General features: G+C 38.8%; 18 protein-coding genes. 6 read left to right on the top strand and 12 right to left on the bottom strand.

The genetic code is table 11. From position 1 onward, the window contains the following. Positions 1-81 precede the first annotated feature (81 nt). The 12 genes from rlmF to AC3ITD_RS13885 form a co-directional block, all read right to left on the bottom strand. On the bottom strand, positions 82-1047 hold the full coding sequence (gene rlmF / locus AC3ITD_RS13830) for a 23S rRNA (adenine(1618)-N(6))-methyltransferase RlmF (RefSeq protein ID WP_489360552.1): 966 nt from the start codon (positions 1045-1047) through the stop codon (positions 82-84). A gap of 240 nt (positions 1048-1287) precedes the next feature. Then, positions 1288-2556, bottom strand: a complete 1269-nt coding sequence (gene dctA / locus AC3ITD_RS13835) for a C4-dicarboxylate transporter DctA (protein ID WP_489360554.1) — start codon at positions 2554-2556, stop codon at positions 1288-1290. 239 nt (positions 2557-2795) lie between these two features. Continuing rightward, positions 2796-3638 (bottom strand): cyanophycinase, encoded by an 843-nt coding sequence (locus AC3ITD_RS13840; RefSeq protein WP_489360556.1) that lies wholly within the window; start codon positions 3636-3638, stop codon positions 2796-2798. Then, a complete protein-coding gene (locus AC3ITD_RS13845; protein ID WP_489360558.1) occupies positions 3638-4663 on the bottom strand; it encodes an isoaspartyl peptidase/L-asparaginase family protein in 1026 nt (341 codons plus the stop codon). The genes AC3ITD_RS13840 and AC3ITD_RS13845 overlap by 1 nt, the downstream gene beginning before the upstream one ends. 6 nt (positions 4664-4669) lie before the next feature. Further along, positions 4670-5761, bottom strand: coding sequence for a cyanophycinase (locus AC3ITD_RS13850; protein ID WP_489360560.1), 1092 nt, complete (start codon positions 5759-5761; stop codon positions 4670-4672). Positions 5762-5810: 49 nt separating this feature from the next. After that, a complete protein-coding gene (locus AC3ITD_RS13855) occupies positions 5811-7202 on the bottom strand; it encodes a RagB/SusD family nutrient uptake outer membrane protein (RefSeq protein WP_489360562.1) in 1392 nt (463 codons plus the stop codon). A gap of 11 nt (positions 7203-7213) precedes the next feature. After that, positions 7214-10525 (bottom strand): SusC/RagA family TonB-linked outer membrane protein, encoded by a 3312-nt coding sequence (locus AC3ITD_RS13860; RefSeq protein WP_489360564.1) that lies wholly within the window; start codon positions 10523-10525, stop codon positions 7214-7216. A 163-nt stretch (positions 10526-10688) separates the two neighbouring features. Next, the gene (locus AC3ITD_RS13865) at positions 10689-11864 is read right to left on the bottom strand and encodes a FecR family protein (protein WP_489360566.1); all 1176 of its coding nucleotides are present in this window, start codon (positions 11862-11864) and stop codon (positions 10689-10691) included. A 91-nt stretch (positions 11865-11955) separates the two neighbouring features. After that, a complete protein-coding gene (locus tag AC3ITD_RS13870) occupies positions 11956-12543 on the bottom strand; it encodes an RNA polymerase sigma factor (protein ID WP_489360568.1) in 588 nt (195 codons plus the stop codon). Positions 12544-12579: 36 nt separating this feature from the next. Further along, entirely contained in the window at positions 12580-14352 is a 1773-nt protein-coding gene (locus AC3ITD_RS13875) for an ABC transporter ATP-binding protein (RefSeq protein WP_489360570.1), read from the bottom strand. A 119-nt stretch (positions 14353-14471) separates the two neighbouring features. After that, a complete protein-coding gene (gene truA, locus AC3ITD_RS13880; RefSeq protein WP_489360572.1) occupies positions 14472-15224 on the bottom strand; it encodes a tRNA pseudouridine(38-40) synthase TruA in 753 nt (250 codons plus the stop codon). Between the two features lie 69 nt (positions 15225-15293). After that, on the bottom strand, positions 15294-17786 hold the full coding sequence (locus AC3ITD_RS13885) for a prolyl oligopeptidase family serine peptidase (RefSeq protein WP_489360574.1): 2493 nt from the start codon (positions 17784-17786) through the stop codon (positions 15294-15296). 283 nt (positions 17787-18069) lie between these two features. Here AC3ITD_RS13885 and AC3ITD_RS13890 point away from each other — a divergent pair, with 283 nt between their 5' ends. From AC3ITD_RS13890 to AC3ITD_RS13915, 6 genes are all read left to right on the top strand, one after another. After that, positions 18070-18537: a DUF4293 domain-containing protein gene (locus AC3ITD_RS13890; RefSeq protein WP_489360576.1), complete on the top strand. Its 468-nt coding sequence runs from the start codon at positions 18070-18072 to the stop codon at positions 18535-18537. Positions 18538-18931: 394 nt separating this feature from the next. Next, a complete protein-coding gene (locus AC3ITD_RS13895) occupies positions 18932-20866 on the top strand; it encodes a DEAD/DEAH box helicase (RefSeq protein ID WP_056848702.1) in 1935 nt (644 codons plus the stop codon). Positions 20867-21012: 146 nt separating this feature from the next. Then, positions 21013-22464, top strand: coding sequence for an IS1182 family transposase (locus AC3ITD_RS13900; RefSeq protein WP_489360578.1), 1452 nt, complete (start codon positions 21013-21015; stop codon positions 22462-22464). Positions 22465-22935: 471 nt separating this feature from the next. Continuing rightward, entirely contained in the window at positions 22936-23850 is a 915-nt protein-coding gene (locus tag AC3ITD_RS13905; RefSeq protein WP_489360580.1) for an alpha/beta hydrolase, read from the top strand. After that, positions 23850-24209 carry a DUF4345 family protein gene (locus AC3ITD_RS13910; RefSeq protein ID WP_489360582.1) on the top strand — a complete coding sequence of 120 codons (360 nt, stop codon included), beginning with the start codon at positions 23850-23852 and terminating at the stop codon, positions 24207-24209. Before AC3ITD_RS13905 ends, AC3ITD_RS13910 begins: the two co-directional genes overlap by 1 nt. Further along, positions 24196-25107, top strand: a complete 912-nt coding sequence (locus AC3ITD_RS13915) for a helix-turn-helix domain-containing protein (RefSeq protein WP_489360585.1) — start codon at positions 24196-24198, stop codon at positions 25105-25107. The genes AC3ITD_RS13910 and AC3ITD_RS13915 overlap by 14 nt, the downstream gene beginning before the upstream one ends. The last annotated feature ends 18 nt before the right edge of the window (positions 25108-25125 follow it).

Here is a 25125-nt window from a genome sequence, read left to right on the forward strand (position 1 = left end):
TATCCGACTTTTGGTTAATTTTTATTTCAACTCGCTGGCAAGAGACCCAAGACTTTCGACTCCAGACTAACGACTAAAAACTTACTTCCATCCTTTCGCCCACTCTGCTTGTGCAGCATCATCTTGAAAAGTCCAAGCCACAAAACGGCTAATTTTTTGTCCCTGGCTCATTTGCACCGTACGCACTTCAAAGGCGTTTGCATTAACCAAAGCACTGTAAATACTTTTTAAGTTTGCACTTTTAGATACCAATGAAGTAAACCATAACACTTGGTTTTTAATTTGTGCGCTTTGAATAATCATTTGCTCCACGAAAGCTCGTTCACCTCCTGGGCACCAAAGCTCAGCCTTGTTTCCACCGAAGTTTAAAACGTGTTTTACTTCTTTTTCGTTGCCACCCAAGTTACGCCATTTCTGGCGGGTTCCTTGCTCTGCCTCTTTTAAAGATGCGTGAAAAGGCGGATTGCAAACCACAGCATCAAAACGCTCTTTTGCACCCACAATATTTCTAAAAATACCCATTTTAGAAGATTGCTGACGGATTTCTACCGCACCCTGCAACGGTTTATTTGCTTCAATAATTCGTTTGGCAGAATCAACAGAAAGCGGATCAATCTCAGAACCTACGAAATTCCAACCATATTCTTGATGACCAACAATTGGGTAAATACAATTTGCACCCACGCCAATATCAAGCACATTTATATTTGCCCCCTTTGGATTTTTACCCTTGTTGCTCGACCCTAAAAGATCGGCAACATAGTGAATGTAATCAGCCCTGCCCGGTATTGGCGGACAAAGGAAATCCTGAGGAATATCCCATTGAGAAATATTATAAAAATATTTTAATAAAGCCCTGTTAAGTGCTTTAACGGCATTTTGATCTGCAAAATCAATAGAATCGTCATTATGCTCGTTTTTAAAAACGAAACGTTTCAATTCTTTTGATGCAGCAGTAAGTTGTTTGAAATTGTAACGCGAACGGTGTTTGTTGCGTGGATGTAACTCGCTTTTTTCTTTGCGGTTATTTTGTTCTTCTTGAGCCAATGTGATCTGGTTTAACTAAACATGCTGTGTGCATGTTTCTGGCACAAAGGTAAGTTAAATAGTTGGTTTATGTATTGTGAGTTGCCTGTTACATGTTACCTGTCATAGTTCCAATAAAAAGTAAAAGATGCTATCGCTCACTTTGGTATTAGCATCTCGAGAAGTCTAATGAATACACCTCTGAAAGATTGGGGTGCTAGAATCCAGGCTGGCAACAGATAACTGGTAACCCGCAACACTTTAACTTTCCTCATTTTTCTCAATCGCTGCTGGCTGGATTGCTCTTAAATACTTCGCCTGATCAAACTGATTTTCGCTTTTGGCAATTACGATTGTCGCCACACCGTTTCCAATAACGTTGGTAATGGCTCGTGCTTCACTCATAAAACGATCTACACCAATCAAAATAGAAATATGCTCGATGGGCATTATTTTTAAAGCCGTAAGCGTAGAAACCAACACGATAAAACCACTTCCTGTAACGCCCGCAGCACCCTTTGAGGTAACCATCAACACACCCAAAACAGTAATCTGCTGACCCAGAGATAAGTCAACATGAAAAACCTGACAAAGAAAAATAACCGCCATGGCCAGGTAAATTGCAGTACCATCCAAATTAAAAGAATATCCTGTTGGGATAACTAAACCCACCACAGATTTATCGCAACCAATGGCTTCCATTTTTTGCATCATACTAGGCAAAGCTGATTCAGAAGAAGAGGTACCCAAAACAATTAAAATCTCCTGCCGGATAAATTTAAGATAAGCCCATAAGCTGAACTTATAATACCTACAGATGCCATTGAGCACCACAAAAATGAATAAAATGCAAGTTAGATAAACCGAACCCATTAGTTTAGCCATCCCGAAAATACTTTGCAAACCATGTGTGCCGATGCTAAAAGCCATACCGCCGAAAGCACCGATTGGTGCCAAACGCATAATCACTTTCATGATTTTAAATAGCACTTTTGAAATTTTATCGAAGGCATTTAACACAGAAGTACCCTCCCCTCCTAGTTTGTTTAAACCATATCCGAATAGGATGGCAAAAAGCAAAATTTGCAGAATATTTCCTTCAGCAAAGGCAGCAATCACATTATGGGGAATGATATGCAAGAAAAACTCAGCCCAATTCATATCTTTTGCCTGCTCGGCATAACCCGAAATTTTCGATGCGTCGCCTGTTTTCGCAATTACACCTGCTCCGGGTTTAAGCACATTTGCAACCAGCAAACCGACTGCGATGGCCACGGTACTCACAATTTCAAAATAGAACAGTGCCTTTCCTCCCACTCGGCCAACTTTTTTCATATCACCCATGTGGGCAATCCCCAAAACAATGGTAAAGAAAATAATAGGTGCAATGAGCATGCTAATCAGGTTAATAAAACCCTGGCTAATTAATTTGGCTGTCGATGCGAACTCAGGAAAGTAGGTCCCAACAAAGATCCCGATGATAATTGCGATGATAACCTGAAATGTTAAATTGGAAAAGATTGCCTTCATTGTTATATTTTGAGGATTGAAATATAACTTATTTTTTTGTTTCGGTTAATGTTTAAGAATTAAAACGCACAACCTATAAAACAAATAAGCCTATTTGAAGAAAATTCAAATAGGCTTATTTGTTTAGCTTTTTTCGAGAAGCGTCAAATATGGTTTTAATAAGTCCTTGGACAAGCCCAGGATGACAAAGTGGACATATACCTCCTATATCTTTCTCACGTTGAGCTTTCTGAAAAGCTTTAAGGTTTAATATCAATTACATCTCCTGCGGTAAAAATTCCAAATTCGGCTTGCTTAAATTTCATCAAACCTTTATCTGTTTTTTTTAATTCTTTTGGATTTGCCAATCTAACAACCTGACTTTCGCCAGCAACTGTGGCTTTATTGCCATGAACAATAATTGCTGTACTTTCATCGATACCGACGCAAACCAAATCAGGATGGGCCGCAAGGGCAGAAATTAAACGGTTGTAGCGGTTTCTTTTTAAGAAATGCTGATCAATAATTGTATTTTCCAACAAACCCATGCCCGGTAAAAATTCAATGTTTTTATCCCAAAGCTTGTTAAAAGTTTCTTTGTAAACTGTATCTAAAAGTTGTTTTCCGGTGATCATATACTTGCTCATTACCGCAGCGCCAGCGCTTGTTCCGGCAATGGTAGAGCCGTTTCGATAGGCTTTATGAATGGCTGTGTAAATTGGGGTATTCAAAACCACGTTCATAAAACGGCTTTGATCGCCGCCCAGGATATAAATCAGCTTTGCTCCAGCTACAGAATCAGTCCATTTTTTATCATTTACATCATGCTTTGCGAAATTGAAGTTTTTAATTACTCTGGGATCAAGCTTTTGCAACTGAGTGGAAAGTGTGCCAAAACCAACATCAGGAACTTCACTGGCCATTGGCAGAACAATAATGTAATCACTCGGTTTTAACTCGGCTGTATTAAGCATTTGCTTCATTAATTCATCAGAACGATTGCCTCCGCCGATGATAAAGAGATTTCCTTTTGCAGCTTTGCTTTGTGCATTTAGCATTAAGGAAAGGCCAACTAAAGCAAATAGTAGAAATAACTTTTTCATTATTTATAAATGTTTACTTCAATTTTTCCATCAGCAGTAATTGCACCGCGATACATACCTTCAGTATTAAAAGGCATCGCAATATTTCCTTTTTTGTCTAATGCAATTAAGCCACCATCGCCACCCATTTTACCAACTTTGTCTAGTGCCATTTTAGATGCTATGGCAACAGACAAACCTTTGTATTCCATTAGATCGGAAATGGTTTTGGCTACTACATTCCGGATGTAAAACTCTCCCCAACCAGTGCAAGAGACACCAGCTGTTTCATTATTGCAATAAGTCCCAGAGCCAATAATTGGCGCATCGCCTACACGGCCATATTTTTTGTTGGTCATTCCGCCTGTAGAAGTACCGGCAGCCAAATTACCTGCTTTATCTAGCGCCACGCAACCCACTGTACCGAATTTGTAATCGTGGTTTTTACTTCCTAATAATTCTGATTTTTTACTTCCATGATCCAAAACCGCTTTGGTTGAATCTTCCTTAATCGCTTGCTGCAAGCCATCCCAACGCTCTTTAGTCCAGTAATATTTTGGATCAACAATTTCCAAACCAGCGTCTTTTGCGAATAGATCCGCACCAGCGCCAACCATCATTACATGCTCGGATTTTTCCATCACCGCTCTTGCGGCAGAAATTGGATTTTTCACTGTGGTCACTCCGGCAACCGCTCCTGCCATCAATGTTTTTCCATCCATAATGGCGGCGTCCAGTTCGTTTTTACCCTCGTGGGTGAAAACCGCACCTTTACCAGCATTGAAATGTGGGTCGTTTTCCATCACATGAATAGTTGCTTCCACTGCATCTAAACTGGTTTTGCCCGATTTAATTTTTTCATAACCTGCCTGCAAAGCCTGCGTTAAAACGGCAATATAAGCAGCCTCTTTTTCAGGCGTCATATTCTTTTTTAAAATGGTTCCGGCACCGCCATGAATAACCATTACATATTTTTTCTGCTGCGCAGAAGCATTCAAGGCTAACACAGAGAATAGCAATACCGTAAATAATTTCAATGTTCTCATTTTATTTTATTGATCTTTTTTATTTAAAACTCCGTTATCAATCCACCACCAATACCATTTTCCACCGGTGGCTTCACTTGCCTTAAAGTTAGCAACATTAAAGCTTCCTCCACCATTAACTGAGGCAGCAATTTCATAAACTGCCAACGCTTTTTCACCATTGTTCCAGATTGCCTTTTTAAATGCTTCCATTTGCTCGGGTTGTTTACCAGCATCAGAAGAAATGAAATAAGCATAACTGTAAGGTCTGGTTACCGAATAATCGCCAAAAACTTTGGCCATTCCATCCTTATCAATACAAACCGCGGTACGCTCATCGGCAGCAATGCATTTAGCCGGTGTTTTCCAATCTTTATTTATCCTTCCTAAAAACACGACCGATCTTCCCTCCCGATCTCGGGTTAAATAATGCTGATCGGTAATTACATTCTGCAAATATGGCGCTTTCAAAAAATCGTTGTTGTAAAGCGTAACGTTGGCATTATAAGGGTTTGCTAAAGCTTGTGCAGAAATAACGCCTCCCGTTTCACCACTATAGTAAAAGCCACCCAAAACGGCACAACCCGCACTTGTTCCACCAACTGGTGCCTTTTTATCATTTAACAGATAATTTAATGCCTGCTCGGTTTTTGTTCCTTTCCAGTTTCTCATATAATCAGATTGATCGCCACCGGCAATAAAAACCATTTCAGCATTGCGGATGATGTAAGCAACTGTGTCATTATTCGCCAATTCTTTCGTGTTGATTAACAAAGTTTCAACGGAATTTACACTGCCCAAACCATTGATATATGGATTGTAAGCTTCAGTTCCGGTAGCACGTAAAACTACCACATCTCCTCCTCCACTTCTTTCTATCATCCATTTAAAGGCGGCATCAACGTCGGCTCCGCCTCCCATTAAAACCATTCCACCATTTGTAGATTTTACCACATTGGAACTATCGCCAACAATGCCGATTGAGGCGGATCGGCGTTTAGCCACCGGTGTGGCTGTACCGCCACCTGTCGGTTGAGGTTTTGGACTTTCAGTTGTTTTACTGCAGCCCATTACAGAAAAACAGCAAGCGACTAAAATGATAAGAAAAGATTGTTTCATGGTAAGTACATTAATCCAGAGGGATGCAAGAATCCCTCTGGTAATTGGCCTAGTAATTAGGGTTTTGCACAATATTTTTATTAACAGAGATTTCCGTTGCGGGAATTGGCAATGCATATTGTGCCTGGGATGGTGCTAATGAGAGCGCGCTTTGGGTCGCAGCAACATCTGCTGTTGTTCTTTGGATAGTCAGGTTTCTTCTTCTTAAATCGAAATAACGATGACCTTCAAATGCAAGTTCTTTATAACGTTCATCGTATACAGCATTAATTAATGCAGCTTTATCTGCAAAAGTGGCACTAACATACCCGTTTATTCTTGCAGCCCTCAGCGTATTAATATCTCCTGCCGCATCTCCCGTACTTTCTGCTCTTGCTTCGGCTCTGATTAAATACATTTCGCCTGTTCTGAATTGTTTAACATCTGCTAGCCCAGGGGTTGATGAAGTTCCACCGATGTACTTATTAACCAAATATTTAGACTTTGTACCTGTACGGGTATTATCAAACTTGATATAAGGCACAAACCGAATATCGTTTGTCTGGTCATAGGTTGCGATCAATTTAAATGATGGAGCATATAGTACGTAACTTCCAGACTGTCTAAAAAAGAAATCCCCGGTTCTGGAATCCCCGCTAACGCGTTTCAATTTCCAGACCACCTCGGCATCGTTTAAATCTGTCCAGATACCAGGGAATTGAGCTTTTGTTGCCAATGGGGCAGCATTAATTACTTCTGTTGAGTATGTTTCGGCATCAGCCCAGTTTTTTTCATACAAAGCAACACGTGCCTGTATGGCCGATACGGCGGTTTTTGTAATTCTGGTTTTATCAGTAAAGGTCGACGGAATTAAAGCCTTGGCAGCGATTAAATCGGTTTTAGCTTTAGCTATTACCGCTTCAAAGCTTTCTCTTGCAGGATAGATAATTGCGGATTGCACCATGTAAGTTATCCCCAGCGCACCAGTTTGATATGATGATGCATAAGCCCTAAGCAGCTCAAAATGTAAATAGGCTCTTAATGCTAATAATTCTCCTTTGTAACGATCTGCCAACGCAATATCGGTTCCGGTGAAAGTTAATTTGTTCAGTGCTTCCAAAACCCTGTTTACTCGATCAATAGCCTGATAATTGGTATAATATAAACTGGTGACCGAACCATTTGAACCGTTATACAACCACCTGTAAGCGTCGCTGTTGCCAACGGTATTTTCCTGTGGATAAATAGCTTCATCAGAAACGATTGAACTATAACTTAAAGTAGAATAATCAACCGGGGCATAAGCACCGATTACACCTAAATTGATATCTGAAATATTTCTGAAAGCCTGATCAGGTAAAATCAAATCTGTTGGTTTGAAATCCAGTTTTGTGCATGATGTAGCAGAGACTGCCACTGCAAACAACAACACGGTATATTTCTTTAATATATTATTAATCATATCGGTAATTATTAAAAGTTAACATTAATTCCTGCGGTATATGTTCTGGTATTTGGATATTGAAACCTTCCAAACACGTCATTATTTTCAGGATCAAGGCCTCTCCAGCTTGTCCAGGTGTATAAGTTTTGTCCTTGCACAAAAACTTTTACGCCTTTCATAATTTTGGTTTTCTTTAAAATGCTCTGAGGAAGCGCATATCCAATTGTAACGTTTCTCAATCTCAGATAAGATGCGTCCTGAATGTCTTTTGATGTAAAGTTTCGGGGAATATCGAAACGTTGCAAAATTGCATCGTCTCCTGAATCGCCCGGGTTTTGCCAACGGTTGTACAACATTCTTACCGATTGATTACTGGTGCGGTAAGTACGGTTTTCATTATAAAAATCTTCATTGTTCCAACGCATTACATCAGATACAAAAGAAAATAGAGCAGAGGCCGTAACTCCTTTATAACTTAAAGAAGTATTAAAGCCACCGGTAAAGGTTGGAAACATACTGCCAGAATTTGTTGTACTTTGAGTATTGGCATTATATGTTGTAGTAATGCTCCCATCCAAGTTATAATATTGCGCTTCACCTGTTTGAGGATTAACACCTGCCCAATCCGGAGCGAAATAAGTTCCGTACGGAAGGCCAACTTTAATAATGCGTGAATCGCCATCAGGGAAGAAATCCGTAACATCACTTACCCTTAATATCATATTTTTATTATAACCTGCATTAGCACCTACAGACCAAATGAAATCTTGGGTTTTAATTACATCTCCGCTAACCTCAAATTCAACGCCTCTATTTCTCATTTTACCCGAACTTAGCGGCAACGTTGCATAGCCAGCAACAGCAGATGGAGGTTGATTTATGAACATGTTACTGGTGATTTTGTTATAGAAATCAGCAGTTAAACGAAATCTGTTGCTTTTAAATAAATTGATATCAAATCCCGCATTGAACGCATTTGTATATTCCCAATCGTAATCTATATTGCCTGCTGCAGTAGCCCTGATACCGGTATTTCCGCCATAGGTGGTATTTCCGTAAGCCTGCTGATATTCGAAGTTACCTCCAAAAGGGCTGGCTGCAGTACCATAACTGATCCTAACTTTTAAATCAGCGATCAGATCAACATCTTTTAAGAATTCCTCCCGTTTCGCATTCCAGTTTGCGCCTAAGGAATAAAAACCATGCCACCTGTTTTTTTCTACTACAGTTGTCGAACCATCATAACGGTAACTACCAGTCAGTGTATATTTACCATCATATGTATAACGACCTATTCCCATAAAAGAGGCCATGGCATTTCTGGTTTTGCCCCCTGATAATGATGGAAGAAAAGTAGCGTTCACTGTAATACCTGCCGGCGTTTCCGGTAAGCGACTATCAATACCAAAGCCACTATAACCAAATGATTTATAATCGTTGTAGATATATTCGTAAAAGCCTGAAAATTCTACATCATGCTTATCATTAAAAATTTTAGTAAATGTTAACCCACTCGTCGAAACAATGCCAAGATTACGTCGACTTGCCTCATCTAAACGGCCTCTACCCCCTAAGGTAGTGGAGTTAGATCTCGATCCATAATAAGAATCGGGATTGATATAGTTCTCATCAGATGAATTACGGTAGTCGATACCCAAACGCGTCGTTGCTTTTAAATAAGGAAGAATTTGGTAAGCAAATGCACTACTAATTACCGATTTAAACTGATCTGTTTTATTACTCGAATTTAAAACCCGCTCCAAGGCAAGAGTACCTTCACGCTGATCTAAAATATTGTATTTAGCTAGTCCACTTAATCCGGGGTGAACCAGAACTCCATCAGAGGCATATGGTTTCTCGTAAGGTAAAGCATAATAAACTGCCGACATTGGTGTACCCGCACCGGTTGTACCTTCACCATTTATAAATGTAGACTGAGAATAGCCCAAAGATAGGTTTACATTACCACTGAATTTATCATCATTAAAATCAACGTTACTGCGTAGTGCATAACGCTTTAGTCCGGTATTGATCGCAACACCCTCCTGATCATAATAATTGAGTGAATTATAAAAGCGCAGTTTATCATTTCCGCCACTTATACTCACCTGATGCTCCTGAAACTTACCATTACGAAAGAAAACATCTCTCCAATCAGTATTAATTTGTCTTAAGCTATCCAAAATATAATCTGCACGGGAACGTGTTGCTGCTGTTCCGGCGGAATATGATGGATTTTTTGGTGAATAAGTCCATCCTGGGCCAATATTTACGCCGGTTAAACCAATTTCCTCCTCAAATTGTAAACGTTCATCAGTATTCATCATAGTGAAGTTTGGTCTGCTCAAATTAGAAAAACCATACTGCGAGTTATAATTTACCGCAACTCTGCCTGCTTTACCCTTTTTTGTGGTGTAAACGATTACGCCATTAGCCCCTCTTGAGCCATATAATGCCGTGGCAGAAGCATCTTTTAACACGGTAGCGCTCTCGATATCTTCAGGGTTGATGGTTTGGAAATATCCTGGTTCAACCGGCACTCCATCTAAAATCATCAAAGGACCTCTTACGCCGTTAACAGTTCCAATACCGCGAATTACAACCGATGCGCTTTGGCCTGGCTGTCCGGATGTAGAAATTACACTCATCCCTGGAACACGCCCCTGTAAAATCTGATCCAGGGTTAAGCCAGGTACTTGATTAATCTTATCTGCACTAACTAAAGAACTTGCGGCGGCTGACTGAGCTTTTGTATAATTGGTATAACCGGTTACCACTACATCGCTCAATGTTCCGGCAGATGGCGATAATTTAACAGCACCCATTTGCGATTTTGCCGCAATCTCTTTGTCGGTATATCCTATGTAAGAAATTACTAGAACTGCGTTTTCATCTACATTTCTGATGGTAAAGTTACCGTTGCTATCACTTACGGTACTGGCCGATTGTCCTTTAACCCGTACCGATGCACCTGGCATAGGGTTTCCGTTTTCATCAACAACTTTTCCGGTTACATCTATAGCTTTTAAGTTTTCGTTATTGGATGATTTAGGAAAAATCAGAATGGTATTGTCTTTAATTTCCCAACCAAATGGTTGTGATTTTAGCGTTTGCGTTAATACTTCACTTAGCTCTGCATTTTTCAGATCGATTGTAACTGGTTTTGATTTTTGCTGAACCAAATCGGTATCATACAAAAAGAAATAACCAGTTTGGCGTTTAATTTCTTTTAAAACACGTACCAATGGAACATTCTTTTGGCTAATGTTAATGCGTTGAGAAAATGCATTCGCACTTACCTGAACACATAAAATAGTCATTAGAAAAACAAATATTTTCATAGTTCTAATAATTTTTTGGTTTAAATAGTTTGCAGTAAAGCCCTTTGTTTTTTCTGACAAGAGATTACTACTTCGAGTGTAAAAGTTCATACATTCAGTTTGGTTTAAGGTTAAATTGATTAGTTATTGTTTGGTTGGCTTCAAAGCCATTAATTGTATTTAATTATGTTTTGGAAATCACTTTTAGTCGTTTCCCTTCGGTGAGTTGAAATTTGATGTTACCGGTTTTCTCCAACATGGCCAAAACTTGTGATAACTTAGATTTTCTTGGCACCATGCCATTGTATCTTTTATTGGGAAGCGATGAATAGTCGATTTTTACATCATACCACCGCTCCAGTTGAATCAGAACATCCCGCAGCTCCGAATCGTTAAAGCGGAATAGTCCATTTTTCCAGGCTACTTGGTCATCAAGGTCTACATCAGTTGATACATGGATAAAAGCATTTTCTGCTATTCCCGCTATTGCCTGCTCGCCGGGCTGTAAAATTTTGCTGGATTTTTGATTAGTTATTTTAATACTTCCCTCTAACAGTGTTGTTTTTATGGTTTTATCATCCATATAACTGTTGATGTTGAAATGTGTTCCCAATACTTCCACATCCTGGTTTTTGCTTTTTACGTGAAATGGTTTCGTTTTATTTTTAGCCACTTCGAAATAAGCTTCGCCCGTTAATTGAACCGAACGCTCATCACCAACAAACACTTCTGGGTATCTTAATGAGGAAGCAGCGTTTAGCCAAACTTTCGTCCCGTCGGGCAAAACAACTTGATATTGACCACCATTCGGGGTTTCGATGGTATTAAAAGAAACACTCGATTCATCAAAACTTTCACGGTTAAGAACAGTATAAATCAATTTCCCGTCTTCAGTTTTCGAGATGCTAATTCCGTTTGTATCACTGATGTTTGCAGCTGTATTGGCATCAAGGACCACTTTTTTCCCATTCGCTAATGTTAAAATGGCCTTGTCTGAACCAGGAAGCACATCTAAATCTTCTACCTTGGCTTTCGTTGTACTCGAACCGGATAATATTTTTTGATCTCTCAGGAAAAATATGCTTCCGCAAACCAATATCAATGCGGCGGCGATCGAAATGTATTTATAAACTGCAATTAGAGTAGATTTTTTATCAGCAGCGATTTTATTTTGAATAGCCTTGAAGCTCTGATCTACTAAAAATTGAAGTTCTTCGTTCGGCAGATGTCCGGAAACATCTCTTTTTCCAAGAAAATTATAATATTCATCAATAAAGGAAATCTCTTCAGCACTTGCCCTGCCAGATAGATAGCGTTTGACAATATCGTTTAAGTCTTTCTCGGGTTTGAAGGCACTCATTTTTCTGGCTTTTCTTATACTGTACCAGAAAAGGAAAAATATCCCAAAAGAAATCTAAATATTTTTCAAAAAAATTGCCAAAGGAATTTTTTTAACTGAAAAAGGCGAAATAAAACGAGATCAAAAGCACAAACAGATGTGTTAATCGAAATTTTAGCGCATGAGTGGCAGTAGTTAATTGATTTTGTACCGTTTTTTGCGATATATTTAGCTGGACAGAAATTTTTGAAGTAGATAAACCTTCAAAATAGTGTAACAAAAAGATTTTTCTACGCTTTTCGGGGAGTGCTTTGATAAATAATTCCAGCAAACCTTTTACTTCCCGATCTAACAATTCTCCATCTGCCTGCATTGGAGATATCAATTGGTTTTCAAAAGATTCTGTAAAAAAGCTATTTTTTGGTGTTCTGGAAATATGTTTCAGCACCTGAAACTTTACCGCAGTATGCAGGTAAGCCAGTGGATTTTCCAATTCCAGTATTTCTCTTCTGTTCCAAAGATCGGCGAAAACATTTTGGATTACATCCTGGCATTTTTCCTTTTCTGGCAAACGTTTATAAGCAGCATTATAAAGCTCTACCCAATAAAGTTTGTAAATTTTTCCAAATGCTGTCTCGTCTCCTTGCTTTAGTAAGTCAAAAAGTACGTTATCGTTCTCACTATTTCTCGACGCGTTCAATAATCAGGTTTCTAAGAAAACCAAACATAGTCATTTTTAAGAATTTTTAGCGATCCCTCCAGATGAGAATTGCAAATCGTAAAGTTTTTTGTAATAACCGTTTAGCTTCAGCAATTGTTGGTGAGTTCCCTTCTCTTTGATTTCGCCTTTATCGAGCACGATAATTTGATTGGCTTTCTGAATGGTCGATAAACGGTGTGCAATTACGATGGAAGTTCTTCCCTCCATCAGGTTATCAATCGCCTTTTGAATCAATAATTCGGTTTCCGTATCTACGGATGAGGTCGCCTCATCCAAAACCAAAATGGCTGGATTGTGAACCAAAGCTCTGATGAAGGAAATCAATTGCGCCTGGCCTGCAGAAAGTGTTGCACCTCTTTCCATTACATTATATTGATAGCCGCCTGGCAAACGCTCTATAAATTCATGAGCACCTACTTTTTTTGCTGCGTTCACCACTTCCTCAATCGTAATTTCAGCATTATTTAAGGTGATGTTATTTAGGATTGTATCCGAAAACAAGAAAACGTCCTGCAGAACTGTGGCAATATTGCTTCTCAGATAATCGAGTTTAAAATCTTCAATTTTTATTCCGTCGACTGTAATTTCGCCTTTTTTAACTTCGTAAAAGCGATTTAAGATGTTAATGGTAGATGATTTCCCTGCACCTGTCGCACCAACCAACGCAACCGTTTCTCCGGCTTTCACCTCAAAAGTCAAATCTTTCAATACGTACTGCTCGTCGTTATAAGCGAACCAAACGTTTTTAAACTCGATATTTCCCTCCAGTTTCGCTGGCGTTGCTGTTCCATCGTTAATGGTCACTTCGTCGGTATCCAAAACCTTAAAAACCCGCTCTGCTCCAACCATTCCCATCTGCAGGGTATTAAATTTATCAGCCAGTTGTCGAATTGGCGTAAAAACCATCCCCAGATACATAATAAATTGGGTGATGGTTCCGGGAGTTACGTCGATCGGTTTTGCTAAAATACTTTTTGCGCCGTACCAAACCAGCAAACCCAAAGACATTGCCGAAATCAATTCTACCACCGGAAAAAAGATTGAATAATACCAGTTGGAACGGATATTGGCATCGCGATAGCGTTTATTTATCGCATAAAACTTTTTGTATTCCTGCCTTTCACGAGCAAAATATTGAACGATAGAAACCCCGGTAATATGTTCTTGCAAAAAGGTATTTAGGTTAGAAACCTCATTTCTAATTTCCTGAAACGCAACTTTAATGGCCTTCTGAAATTTTCTGGTGGCTACAATCAATAAAGGGATCGGCAATAGCACCACAAGACTTAATTCCCAATCGGTATAAAGCATTACGCCAACAATTACCACCACTTGTAACGAATCGCCAATCATCGAGATCAAACCTTCAGAAAATATATCAGCGATGGTTTCCAAATCAGAAACAGTCCTGGTAATTAACTGCCCAATAGGCGTTTTATCGAAATATTTCAACCGCAGACTGGTAATATGATTGAAAACTTTTATCCTCAAATCGCGGATAACAGATTGGCCTAAAGTGTTGGTTAGCAAGGTATGATTATATTGAATCAGCGTTTGCAAAATCAACATAAAGATCATCAGCATGGTCATTTGTACCAGGCCAGAATAGTTTCCCAAGAGGATATAATGATCGAGGGTGTATTTGATTAAAAAAGGCCGAACTGGGGAAATGGCTGCTAGCAAAACCGTTAAAATAACCGACCAAACAAAAACAGCACGATAAGGCTTTACGTATTGAAAAATACGTTTAAGCAATCCTGTGTTATATACTTCGCCTATTACTGCCATTTGTCTGTTGTCTGTTGTCTGTTGTCTGTTGTCTGTTTAGAAATTGTTCCGCCTAAAGGTTTAATTATCTAAAAATTCTTTTTGCACCCCGACTGGTAACCGGTAACTGTTAACTGATTTTATTTCATATAAGGGTATTCAACTTTAACTAAATATAAACCGCATGCAGGAACTGACTGCCCAGCTTTGCTGCGATTTTTGCTTTCAATTATTCCTTTAAATTCTTCGAGTGTTATTTCATGTTTTCCTACTCTAACCAACGTGCCCATTATTGCCCGAACCATGTTTCTTAAAAAGCGATCAGCTTGAATGGTAAAAACCAAACCGTCTTTTAGAGTTTCGAAGCTAGCTTCTACAATTTCACAATTATTAGTGAAAGTTTGGGTATTTGATTTACTGAAACAAGAAAAATCGATGTACTCCCTCAATATAGCAGCTGCTTGATTCATTAATGCTATATCAAGCCTATCTTTAACCAGCCATGATCGATTTAATTTAAAAGGATCTTTTTCGAAATGGAGATAATATTTATAGGCTCTAGCAGTGGCATCAAAACGAGCATGTGCGTCGTCATGGACAGGGATGATTCTTTTTGCAGCAATCTGGTAAGGTAGCATGGCATTTATTCCTGCTACCGCCTGTATCACTTTCGATTCTTCCAGATCTTCCACATCAAAATGTGCAAAAAACTCAGTAGCATGAACCCCAGAATCCGTCCGGCCGCAGCCCAAAGTTTCTATTGGCTGACGGTAAAAAGTAGACATCGCTTTATCCAAAAGCTCCTGCACAGTTATTGCATTGGGCTGAATTTGCCAACCGTGATATAAGCTGCCATCATAAGCAATTTGTATGAAATACCTTTTTTTACTCAAAGCGCTGCAAAAATACTTTTTTCCTTTTACTTCAAAGGACAAGCATTGCAAATTACATTCAAATGATTCTTATTCTGATTTAGCGACACCCTTTTCATCAAGTTGCCATTTGTTGTTGTAGAATCCGGTTAATTTTATACCCTTGCTTCCTTGTTTGGGCAGATCGGATGAAAAAATCATAAAATCAGGAAAACCACTTCCGCCAGCAAAATATTGATTGGCATAAGCCACTTTTGTACCTACAGCACCTGTTCCTGCAACTACACCAACTAAAAGCTTGGGGTCTTTTTGAGGCCAAATATAATATGCAGCTAGATCAGTTCCCTTCCATTGACGTTTTCCAGCCGTTATCTGGGTATTGCTTACCTGAATCGGGCAATCTTTCAGGAGTGCTTTCCATGCGCTGTTATTTTCCGAATTACCATACAAAATGATATTTCTCCCTGCATATTTCGAACCCAAAAATTCTTTGTCCGTAATGATATCCACAGCTCCGTTGCCACGGTAATACCAGCTTTCCGCATCATATTTTGCTTTATTTAAGTTGGCTTGATTGGCCTCAGCATTGCCTTTAGTGCCAACAACAAAAATCATCTTGTAATTAAAGGCTTCTTTAAACGTACCAGATCTAAGCGGATTCTTATTTTGAACGTTAATCCCTTTTACAATCTGCCACTGTTGATCAGACTTTTCCATTGTCAAAGTATCATGATCTGTTTGCGTGATGTAATTGATATCAGCTAAACTATCCAAAGTGATTTTAACACTAGTTTTAGCGCCAAATTCTGTTAAGGCTAAACGCAACACCTCAATATTTTCAGTTTTGCCTGTTATGGTTGAAGACTTTCTATCTCTGTTCAAAATTATCCGGCTGTATTGTAAAGGCTGAATTTGCTGATGAATTGTAGCCCAGCGATAAGTTGCAGAAATACCCGGACTGGAGGTAATGAAATCAATATGGTTGACAGCAGAATCAGTTTCGATGTTATGCCATTTAAAAAAATTGAATATTGGCGGCCAATCTACACTTTGATCACCAAACCAATGTTCGCCACCTGGATACTCGTAATAGCTAAAATCAGGATGAAAATCTGCCAGCACTTTTTTCATTTGTCTGGCGTAACTTACAGGAACAACTCGATCTGCATCGCCATGCAAAATATACACCCCAAGCTGTTTATAATTAGTGGCTAGTTTTGGCACATCGCTTTGATTTCCAGCTCTCAGCAACATCTTTTCGATCATATTTTTGCTGCTCTCAGGAATTTTTCCATCCGCAGAGCCATAATCTTTTAAGGAAGCATAACCAGCGGCGGGAGCAATGGCTGCCCATTTATCAGGATATGTAGCACCTAAAAACCAGGTACCGTGTCCGCCCATAGAGTGACCAGTAAGATAAATCTGCTTTTCATTCGGTTTAAATTGTTTTTTCGCCAGTTCTAAAACCTCAAGCGCATCCTGACGCCCCCAATCTTCCCAGTTAAAACCTCGTGGCCGGCGATTGGTAGCAGCTGCAACTGTACCCCAATCTTTCGATTTGTAAGCCCGTGCCTGCCCTATTGCTTCTACCCCTGCACCATGTACAGAAAGAAACAAGGCAGAATTAGGCTTCCAACCACCCAGCTGAGGAGTTACAGCAAAATACTGCAAACTGCCATCTATTTTACTGACAAAAGTTTGCTTATAACTTGATGAGCCCTTTACGGCTTCAACTGACAAGGTTTGCTGATCAGCAATTTTTCCGTTTTTTAATAGCTGGATTTCCAGATTATAATTACCTTCCGCTCGAACTGCGCTGGCGTCGAACTCAAAAATCGACTTTCTCAAACTTAATTTTAAGATTTTCGCGATCTTTGTTTCTTTCTGCCTGCCATTCAAAATTGTTTTTATCTGTAAATCATCTTCATCATTTAAAGAAGAATTGCTGATGGTTATGGCACCTTTCAATATTCCGTTTATTTCATTGATTACAATATGAGGTAGCGTGAGGTCATCTGTATGGATAATTAACGGTTTAACATTTACAATGATTCTTGGCAGAATGCTTGCACCGCGAACAAAAAGTTCGTTAACTCCTTTTTTCAATTGCACAGGGATGTGCATATAACCAGACCCGTAAGGATCGCCCATATGTGGAGTACCATTAAAAAACAGTGTATTGCCGCCAATTACGTTCAAAATGGCCGTTTGTGCTTTTGGAGAAGTATAGCTTAAGTAGATGTAATCGGAACCTCTGTCTATACCTCCCGGATTTAAAAAAGGATTGTTGGTGGTTTGCGTCGACCTTCTGGTAAATACACTGAAACGACCATTTGCATCTGCTTTAATTGCTTTCCAAAGAATTTTTTCACCGTTCACACCGCTAGTAAATTCGCCCCTTTCATTTGGCATTTGTAAGGTGCCGTTTGCCATTTTATATGCTAGCTGATCGGTGTATATTGCCTCACGGCCATAGCGACTTCCGCTGGCCACCGTAAGTGCATTTTCGAATTTAAGGGTATCTTGAGCAAAAGCTTTTGATGCCGCAATTAAAATAATTAATGTAAATAAGTGTTTTAACATAAATCGTTTTAATGAGTGACGCGAGTTTGAATTAAATTAGTTTTTATAACTGAAAAAGTGTCGTAATTTATCTGAAGAATTGGTTTTGACTAATATCAGCTATAATTTTCAGATCACCATTAAAAAAAGGATCTACCACTCATTTTCACCTATTTGTTACATTAATGAAATAAGCTTACGGTGATAAATTTAAAAATTTGACAGTAGTTGATTAGCAGAGCGAGAAAATGTTTTTTTAAGGATGAAATAGAATTCCTATAATTGCCTATTATTTTAGATTAACATGATACAAAGAATACAAACCATTTGGCTACTACTGGCAGCTTTAACATTGGCGTTAATGATTTTCTTTCCAATTGCATTCAAAGAAACAGGGCCAACTGTAGCTGAGATTTATACGAATGGCTTACATAAAGCGGTTATAGGAAAGTCCGGTTCAGGAGTAACTGTTAGTGATTTCCTTCCATTATTTATCACCAATATCGCGGTAGCTTTAATGAGTTTTGCCAACATCTTCAATTTCAAACGAAGAAGTGTTCAAAAAAGAATAGCGATTTTAAACATCGTGTTGGTTATTGGTTTTGCCTTTTGGTGCAGTGTTTATGCCAAACAACTTCCTGAAGGAATTGATGGCGCAAGCTTTGGAGTGGGTGCCTACCTACCCGCTCTTGCAATCTTATTTATCATTTTAGCCATTTTCGGCATTAATAAAGATGAGAGGTTAATCCGCTCTGCTGAAAGGTTGCGATAATATTGTTGCTGTTTTTGCCTTTTAAACCAGATTGAAACGAAAATACTTTTTGCAAACCTCGTAGGTTTTTAAACGGCGAAGCCCTCAATTAAGCAATTAAAACAATAGACCACTCGAATTAAACCTACGAGGTTTAAAGCAAAAAGAGTGCAGTGTAAAGCGGGACTGATCTAAACCACATAGAGCAGGTTTTGATTTTCAAATTTTAAAGATATCAACATATGTTTCGCTACTAATTCACCTTCGTCTATTTTCTATTTCCAACACCCTATTCCGCTTAATTTCTTTCTTCCTTATTTTCAATTATTTAGCCCAAAAAACTATTTAGTTAACTATCAGTAAAATACGGAATATTAACCGTACCTTTGCGGCTCAATTAAAAATAAAAAGACGAATGACAAACCCATTTCAATTATTGGGGATAAGTGATGACGTCGTTAATGCCGTAAAGGACCTTGGATTTGAAACTCCAACGCCTATTCAGGAGCAAAGTATTCCTGTACTGTTAGAAGGCACTAATGATTTTGTTGGTTTGGCCCAAACAGGAACAGGAAAAACAGCCGCATTTGGTTTGCCGCTGTTAGAACTAATCGATTTTAAAGTTAATAAACCACAGGCATTAATTTTATGCCCTACCCGTGAGTTATGCTTACAGATCGCTAACGACCTTAAAAACTTTTCTAAAAACGTTGCTAATGCCCACGTTGTTGCCGTTTACGGTGGCGCGAACATTATGCAACAACTACGCGAAATACGCCAAGGCGTTCAAATCGTAGTGGCCACGCCCGGCCGTATGTTGGATATCATTGGCCGTAAGGCAATTGATTTTTCAAACGTTAAATATGTTGTGCTTGATGAAGCTGACGAGATGTTAAACATGGGTTTCCAGGATGACATTAACGACATTTTATCGACTACTCCTGATGACAAAAAAACCTGGTTATTCTCGGCTACAATGCCAGCAGAAGTTCGCCGTATTGCTAAAAAATACATGAACGAGCCTGTTGAATTAACCATGGGCACAAAAAACACTGGTAACGTTAACATCGAACACGAATATTACATTGTTCGTGCCCGTGATAAATACGCTGCCTTAAAACGTATTGTAGATTTCAACCCTGAAATTTTTGCCGTAGTATTTTGTAAGACCAAATTGGATACACAAGATGTTGCTGAGCACTTAATTAAAGATGGTTACAATGCTGATGCTTTACACGGCGATTTATCGCAACAACAACGGGATAAAGTAATGCAACGTTTCCGTGAGCGCAACATGCAATTGTTAATTGCTACTGATGTTGCTGCCCGTGGTATTGATGTAAACAATGTAACTCACGTAATTAACTATTCTTTACCTGACGAAATTGAGAGTTATACCCACCGTTCTGGCCGTACTGGTCGTGCTGGTAAAACTGGTATTTCAATCTGTATCATCAATTCTAAAGAACTAGGTAAAATCCGTCAGTTGGAGCGCATTATTGGTAAACAATTTACTAAAGCTGAGCTTCCTACCGGATTTGATGTTTGTGAAAAACAATTATTCTCACTTGTACATAAAGTACATAATGTAGAAGTTAATGTGGAGCAAATTGATCAATACATTCCGCGTATTATGGATGAATTTAAAGATTTATCTAAAGAGGATGTAATCAAACGTTTTGCTTCCTTAGAATTTAACCGTTTCTTAGACTACTATTCTAAAGCACCTGATTTAAATGCAGCTGTTGGCGATGATCGTGGCGAAAGAGGTGAACGTGGGGAAAGACGCGGACGTGGTAGCGAAGGTTACACTCGTTTGTTTATCAATTTAGGTTCGGTAGATGAATTTACCCGTGGCGATATGTTATCATTTATTTGTAACAACGGAAAAATTGCTGGCAAAAGCGTTGGTAAAATCGACTTAAAAGGTGTTTTCTCTTTCTTTGAAGTAGAAGATGATGTAGCTGATAAAGTTTTCGAAGGCTTTAAATCTGTTGAGTTTAACGGTCGTGCAGTACGTATCGAGAAAAGCGGAGATGGTGGTCGTGGTGAAGGTGCTGGCGAAAGACGCGGTGGCGGTGAAAGACGTAGCGGTGGTTTCGGCGGTGAACGCAGAAGCGGCGGTGGCGGTGGTTACCGTGGCGGCAGCGGCGGTGGCGACAGAAGAAGTTCTGGCGGTAGCGGTCGTAGAGAAGGCGGAAGCAGAGAAGGTGGAAACGCTGGTGGTGGTTTCAGAGATTTCTCTGGACGTAGCCGTGATGAAAAAGGTGGAAGTAGAGAAGGTGGAAGCGGACGCAGAGAAGGTGGAAGCAGAGAAGGCGGAAGTGGCGAACGCAGAAAAAAATGGTAAATCACTAAAACCAAATATTTTAGAAGCCGTCCTGTTTATTCGAGGGCACTGAAAAAGTCCCTTTTTAAAAAGGATAAAAGGAGTAGAAAATTAGTTTTTCTGCTCCTTTTTTTGTATTTTAAAGTTATATAATTACTGCCTTTAAGATGCTTCTTCAACAACAAAAAATCCAGTTTAGCGAGTTTTCCAGGCTTTATGACCTGATTATTCCTAAGGAGAATTTACTTCGCAAGATTAATGAGCTAATAGATTTTAGCTTTATCTATGATGAGCTAATAGGCAAATACTGCCCGGACAATGGCCGTAATGCTGAGAGTCCGGTGCGCATGTTCAAATATTTGTTATTGAAGACGATCTATACCATTTCTGATGTTGATGTCGTGGATCGTTCCCGCTATGATATGTCCTTTAAATATTTTCTGGAGATGTCCCCTGAAGAAGACGTGATCAATCCAAGCTCGCTGACCAAGTTCCGAAAGCTTCGTCTTAAGGATATGGATCTCTTAAACCTGTTGATTGGAAAAACCGTTTCTTTAGCCCTAGAGAAGGGTATTATAAAATCCAAATCCATCATTGTCGATGCTACGCATTCACTTTCCAGATCCAACCCATATTCACCTATTGAGGTATTAAGACAACGTTCGAAGTTGCTTCGAAGAGCAGTATATTCAATGGATGATGATTTCAAAACCCGGATGCCCCAGAAGAATGAATCAAACGATATCCTAAGGGAAATAGAATACTCTAGCGAACTGCAAAAACTTATCGAGTCTGATGAAACACTAAGTGAGATCCCTGCAGTAAAGGAGAAACTGAACCTGTTAAAGGAAACAGTTGAAGACACCCGGGAGAATTATACAATATCCAAAGATATGGATGCTAGGACTGGCCACAAAACAGCCGACAGCAGCTTTTTTGGCTACAAAACTCATTTGGCAATGACAGAGGAGCGTATTATAACGGCTGCTGTTGTCACATCAGCAGAGAAAGGAGACGGGCCTGAACTACCAAAACTGTTGAACCAGGCCCAGGCAAACGGAATGGAGGTGGATACCATCATAGGTGATGCAGCTTATGCCGGGAAGAACAATCTCAAGCTCTGTGATGTGAAGGGAAATAAGTTAAGGATAGTTGCCAGGATGAACCCTGCCATTACCCATGGCGCAAGAAAAGAGGAAGAAAAGTTTGATTATAACAAAGATGCCGATATGTTCGTATGTCCTGCAGGGCACCTGGCTATGTACAAACGGGTACAGGGCAGAAAGGTAGACAGGAGAAACCAGGTAATGACCTATTATTTCGACGTCGAAAAATGTAAAACATGCCCGCTAAGAGATGGCTGCTACAAGGCAGAAGCTAAAAGCAGAACGTACTCGGTTACAATAAAGCCAGATGAGCATAAAGAACAGGAAATATTCCAGCAAAGCGAGTACTTCAGGGAAAAATCAAGACATAGATATAAAATTGAAGCAAAAAATAGTGAATTGAAAAATGTTCATGGATATGACAGAGCAAATTCCTATGGCCTGGAAAACATGAGAATGCAAGGTGCACTTGCGATATTTGTGGTTAATCTTAAGAGAATTCTCAAATTTTGAAAAAAAGGATAATAATCTATATAATTCTATAGATCAAACTAACAGTTTGCTCCAGCTCTCCATATCGAATGGAATGTACGTTATCAAATAAGAAACTGAAATGTCTCAAAAAAGAAAGCGGATGAACAACTTTTAAAAGCTATTCATCCGCTGTTGAGTTTGAAGACCAATTTATGTCTACTTTTTCAGTGCCCTCGTTTATTCAGGACGGCTTTTTTTATTATAGAGGTTTTTGAAAAGATGAAATTTGATGGCTGTAAGTGATTAATTTTCATTTAAAAGGTTTTGATCGCTTATAAATATCCAAAAATGAAAGGCTTTCGTTTTTATTTTAGTTAGCGGTAGTGGGGAAATGCCACACAAACCCAACATCTCAACCCCGATTCGGGTACAAACAACCTTAATTTGGTTACATTTACTCTTTAAAGGAAGACGAACTTTGCATTGTAAAACTTAATAAAATGTAAAGCCATGCAAAAAGTAAAATTCAAAAACAGAAATTGGGACACAGTAGCCAATCTTCATTTGCCAAACAATTTTGATAAAACAAAGAATTATCACGCTATTGTTTGCGTTCATCCGGGAGGCAGCGTAAAAGAACAAACCGCAGGTTTTTATGCCGGAAATCTTGCCGAAAAAGGGTTTATTGCTTTGGCTTATGATGCTTCTTTTCAAGGCGAAAGCGGTGGAGAGCCAAGATATTTTGAAGACCCAACCAGTCGTGTAGAAGACATACGCTATGCCGTAGACTATCTTACAACATTAAATTTTATAGATAAAAACCACATCGGTTTATTGGGTATTTGCGCAGGCGGTGGTTATGCTGCAAATGCAGCACTGAAAGAAAGGCGAATAAAAGCTTTGGCTACAATTTCAGGAGTAAACATAGGCAGAGCATTCAGAGAAGCAAATTTTTCAGAAACATTAGAATCTATTTCTACGCAACGAACTGCGGAAGCCAACGGTGCAGAGCCAATGATTACCAATTGGACACCCAATTCTTCCGAAGAGGCAAAGCAGGCAGGCATAAACGATTTGGATATGTTAGAGGCTATTGATTATTACAGAACGCAAAGAGGCGAATTCCCTACTTCGAACAATAAATTGCTTGTAGCAAGTATGGCGAACTTAATCATGTTTGACGCTTTTCACCTCGCTGATTTTTTGTTGACACAACCATTATTGATTATCGTTGGAGACAAAGTTGGTTCTTTCGGTTCTTACAGAGATGGCTTTGACTTATACAAAAAAGCCGCTTCCAAAAACAAAAAAATCCATACCGTAAATGGTGCGGGTCATTATGATTTATACGACAAACCCGAAGCAACAGCAGAAGCATTAGATGAATTGTTGCCATTCTTTCAAGAAAACCTATTGCAGAAATAATGACTTTTTTTCTGAAAATCACCGGAGTAATCTTGCTCATTGCAGGTTGCGTTCTAACATTCAAACCGAACATAATCAGCAAAATTCCTTTACCCCAAAACCCCTATCAGATGATTGAAATACGGGTTAAATGGGGATTTTTAATTGGATTAGGGATTTTCTTAACTTTTTTCAATGACTGGAGTAATTGGAAATTAAGCGTTTTTGCTATATTGTTTTTTCTAACTTTAGGAATTATCATAGCCCGATTAATTGGGTTTGTTTTAGACGGTTTCTCTTCGCAACAATTACTTTGGCTAACCATAGAAGTTGTTGCAATAATTATCTTTAGAATTTTATTTAGATATGCAGACCATTAATTCTTTATCCGAATTTCATCGTTTACTATCCATTCCACCACCTTCACATCCGTTGGTTAGTGTGGTTTTGGTTTCTGAAATACACGCTGTAGATTCTGATTTGTGGAAACATTTTTCTACTGATTTTTATACGATATCTCTAAAAAACAATATCCAATCCAAAGTAAAATACGGACAGCAATATTATGATTTTGACAAGGGAACAATGATTTTTACTGCACCTAAACAAGTCCAATCTGTTAAACTGGATAAAACCAATGCTTTTAACGAAACGATTGGAACAGGATACGTATTGTTTTTTCACTCCGATTTTTTGAAAAAACACCCATTGCAAAGCACAATCAAAAACTATGGTTTCTTTTCCTATTCCATAAATGAAGCGCTGCATCTTTCTGAACAAGAAGAAAAAAATGTTATTGAGATATTTCAAAAAATAGAAAAAGAATACCAGCATATCGACAAGCATACACAAGATATTATTCTGTCGCAAATTGATTTGCTTTTAAACTATTGCAATCGTTTTTACGAACGTCAATTCATTACCCGAAAAGTTGTAAACAATGATTTGCTTTCTAAAATGGAAAATCTTTTGAACGATTACTTTAATACTACGGAAACGCTAAAAAGTGGATTGCCGACAGTTGAATATATAGCCAATCAACTTCATTTTTCTGCAAATTATCTAAGCGATATGTTGCGTTTGCTAACAGGACAAAATGCCCAACAGCACATTCACGAAAAACTTATTGAAAAAGCAAAAGAAAAACTTTTAACGACAAACTTATCCGTGAACGAAATTGCTTATGAATTAGGTTTTGAGCAATCGCAATCCTTTAACCGACTTTTCAAAAAGAAAACTGAAATGTCTCCCTTAAAGTACAGACAATCGTTTAATTAAATTTTCACTTCCCGATTG

The sequence above is a fragment of the Pedobacter sp. KH_004 genome, assembly GCF_057840755.1.

Bases quoted from the DNA above. Each gene is read 5' to 3' on its own strand.
- dctA (WP_489360554.1), bottom strand. From the start codon at position 2,556: ATGAAGGCAATCTTTTCCAATTTAACATTTCAGGTTATCATCGCAATT.
- AC3ITD_RS13840 (WP_489360556.1), bottom strand. From the start codon at position 3,638: ATGAAAAAGTTATTTCTACTATTTGCTTTAGTTGGCCTTTCCTTAATG.
- AC3ITD_RS13845 (WP_489360558.1), bottom strand. From the start codon at position 4,663: ATGAGAACATTGAAATTATTTACGGTATTGCTATTCTCTGTGTTAGCC.
- AC3ITD_RS13850 (WP_489360560.1), bottom strand. From the start codon at position 5,761: ATGAAACAATCTTTTCTTATCATTTTAGTCGCTTGCTGTTTTTCTGTA.
- AC3ITD_RS13855 (WP_489360562.1), bottom strand. From the start codon at position 7,202: ATGATTAATAATATATTAAAGAAATATACCGTGTTGTTGTTTGCAGTG.
- AC3ITD_RS13860 (WP_489360564.1), bottom strand. From the start codon at position 10,525: ATGAAAATATTTGTTTTTCTAATGACTATTTTATGTGTTCAGGTAAGT.
- AC3ITD_RS13865 (WP_489360566.1), bottom strand. From the start codon at position 11,864: ATGAGTGCCTTCAAACCCGAGAAAGACTTAAACGATATTGTCAAACGC.
- AC3ITD_RS13875 (WP_489360570.1), bottom strand. From the start codon at position 14,352: ATGGCAGTAATAGGCGAAGTATATAACACAGGATTGCTTAAACGTATT.
- AC3ITD_RS13885 (WP_489360574.1), bottom strand. From the start codon at position 17,786: ATGTTAAAACACTTATTTACATTAATTATTTTAATTGCGGCATCAAAA.
- AC3ITD_RS13890 (WP_489360576.1), top strand. From the start codon at position 18,070: ATGATACAAAGAATACAAACCATTTGGCTACTACTGGCAGCTTTAACA.
- AC3ITD_RS13895 (WP_056848702.1), top strand. From the start codon at position 18,932: ATGACAAACCCATTTCAATTATTGGGGATAAGTGATGACGTCGTTAAT.
- AC3ITD_RS13900 (WP_489360578.1), top strand. From the start codon at position 21,013: ATGCTTCTTCAACAACAAAAAATCCAGTTTAGCGAGTTTTCCAGGCTT.
- AC3ITD_RS13905 (WP_489360580.1), top strand. From the start codon at position 22,936: ATGCAAAAAGTAAAATTCAAAAACAGAAATTGGGACACAGTAGCCAAT.
- AC3ITD_RS13910 (WP_489360582.1), top strand. From the start codon at position 23,850: ATGACTTTTTTTCTGAAAATCACCGGAGTAATCTTGCTCATTGCAGGT.
- AC3ITD_RS13915 (WP_489360585.1), top strand. From the start codon at position 24,196: ATGCAGACCATTAATTCTTTATCCGAATTTCATCGTTTACTATCCATT.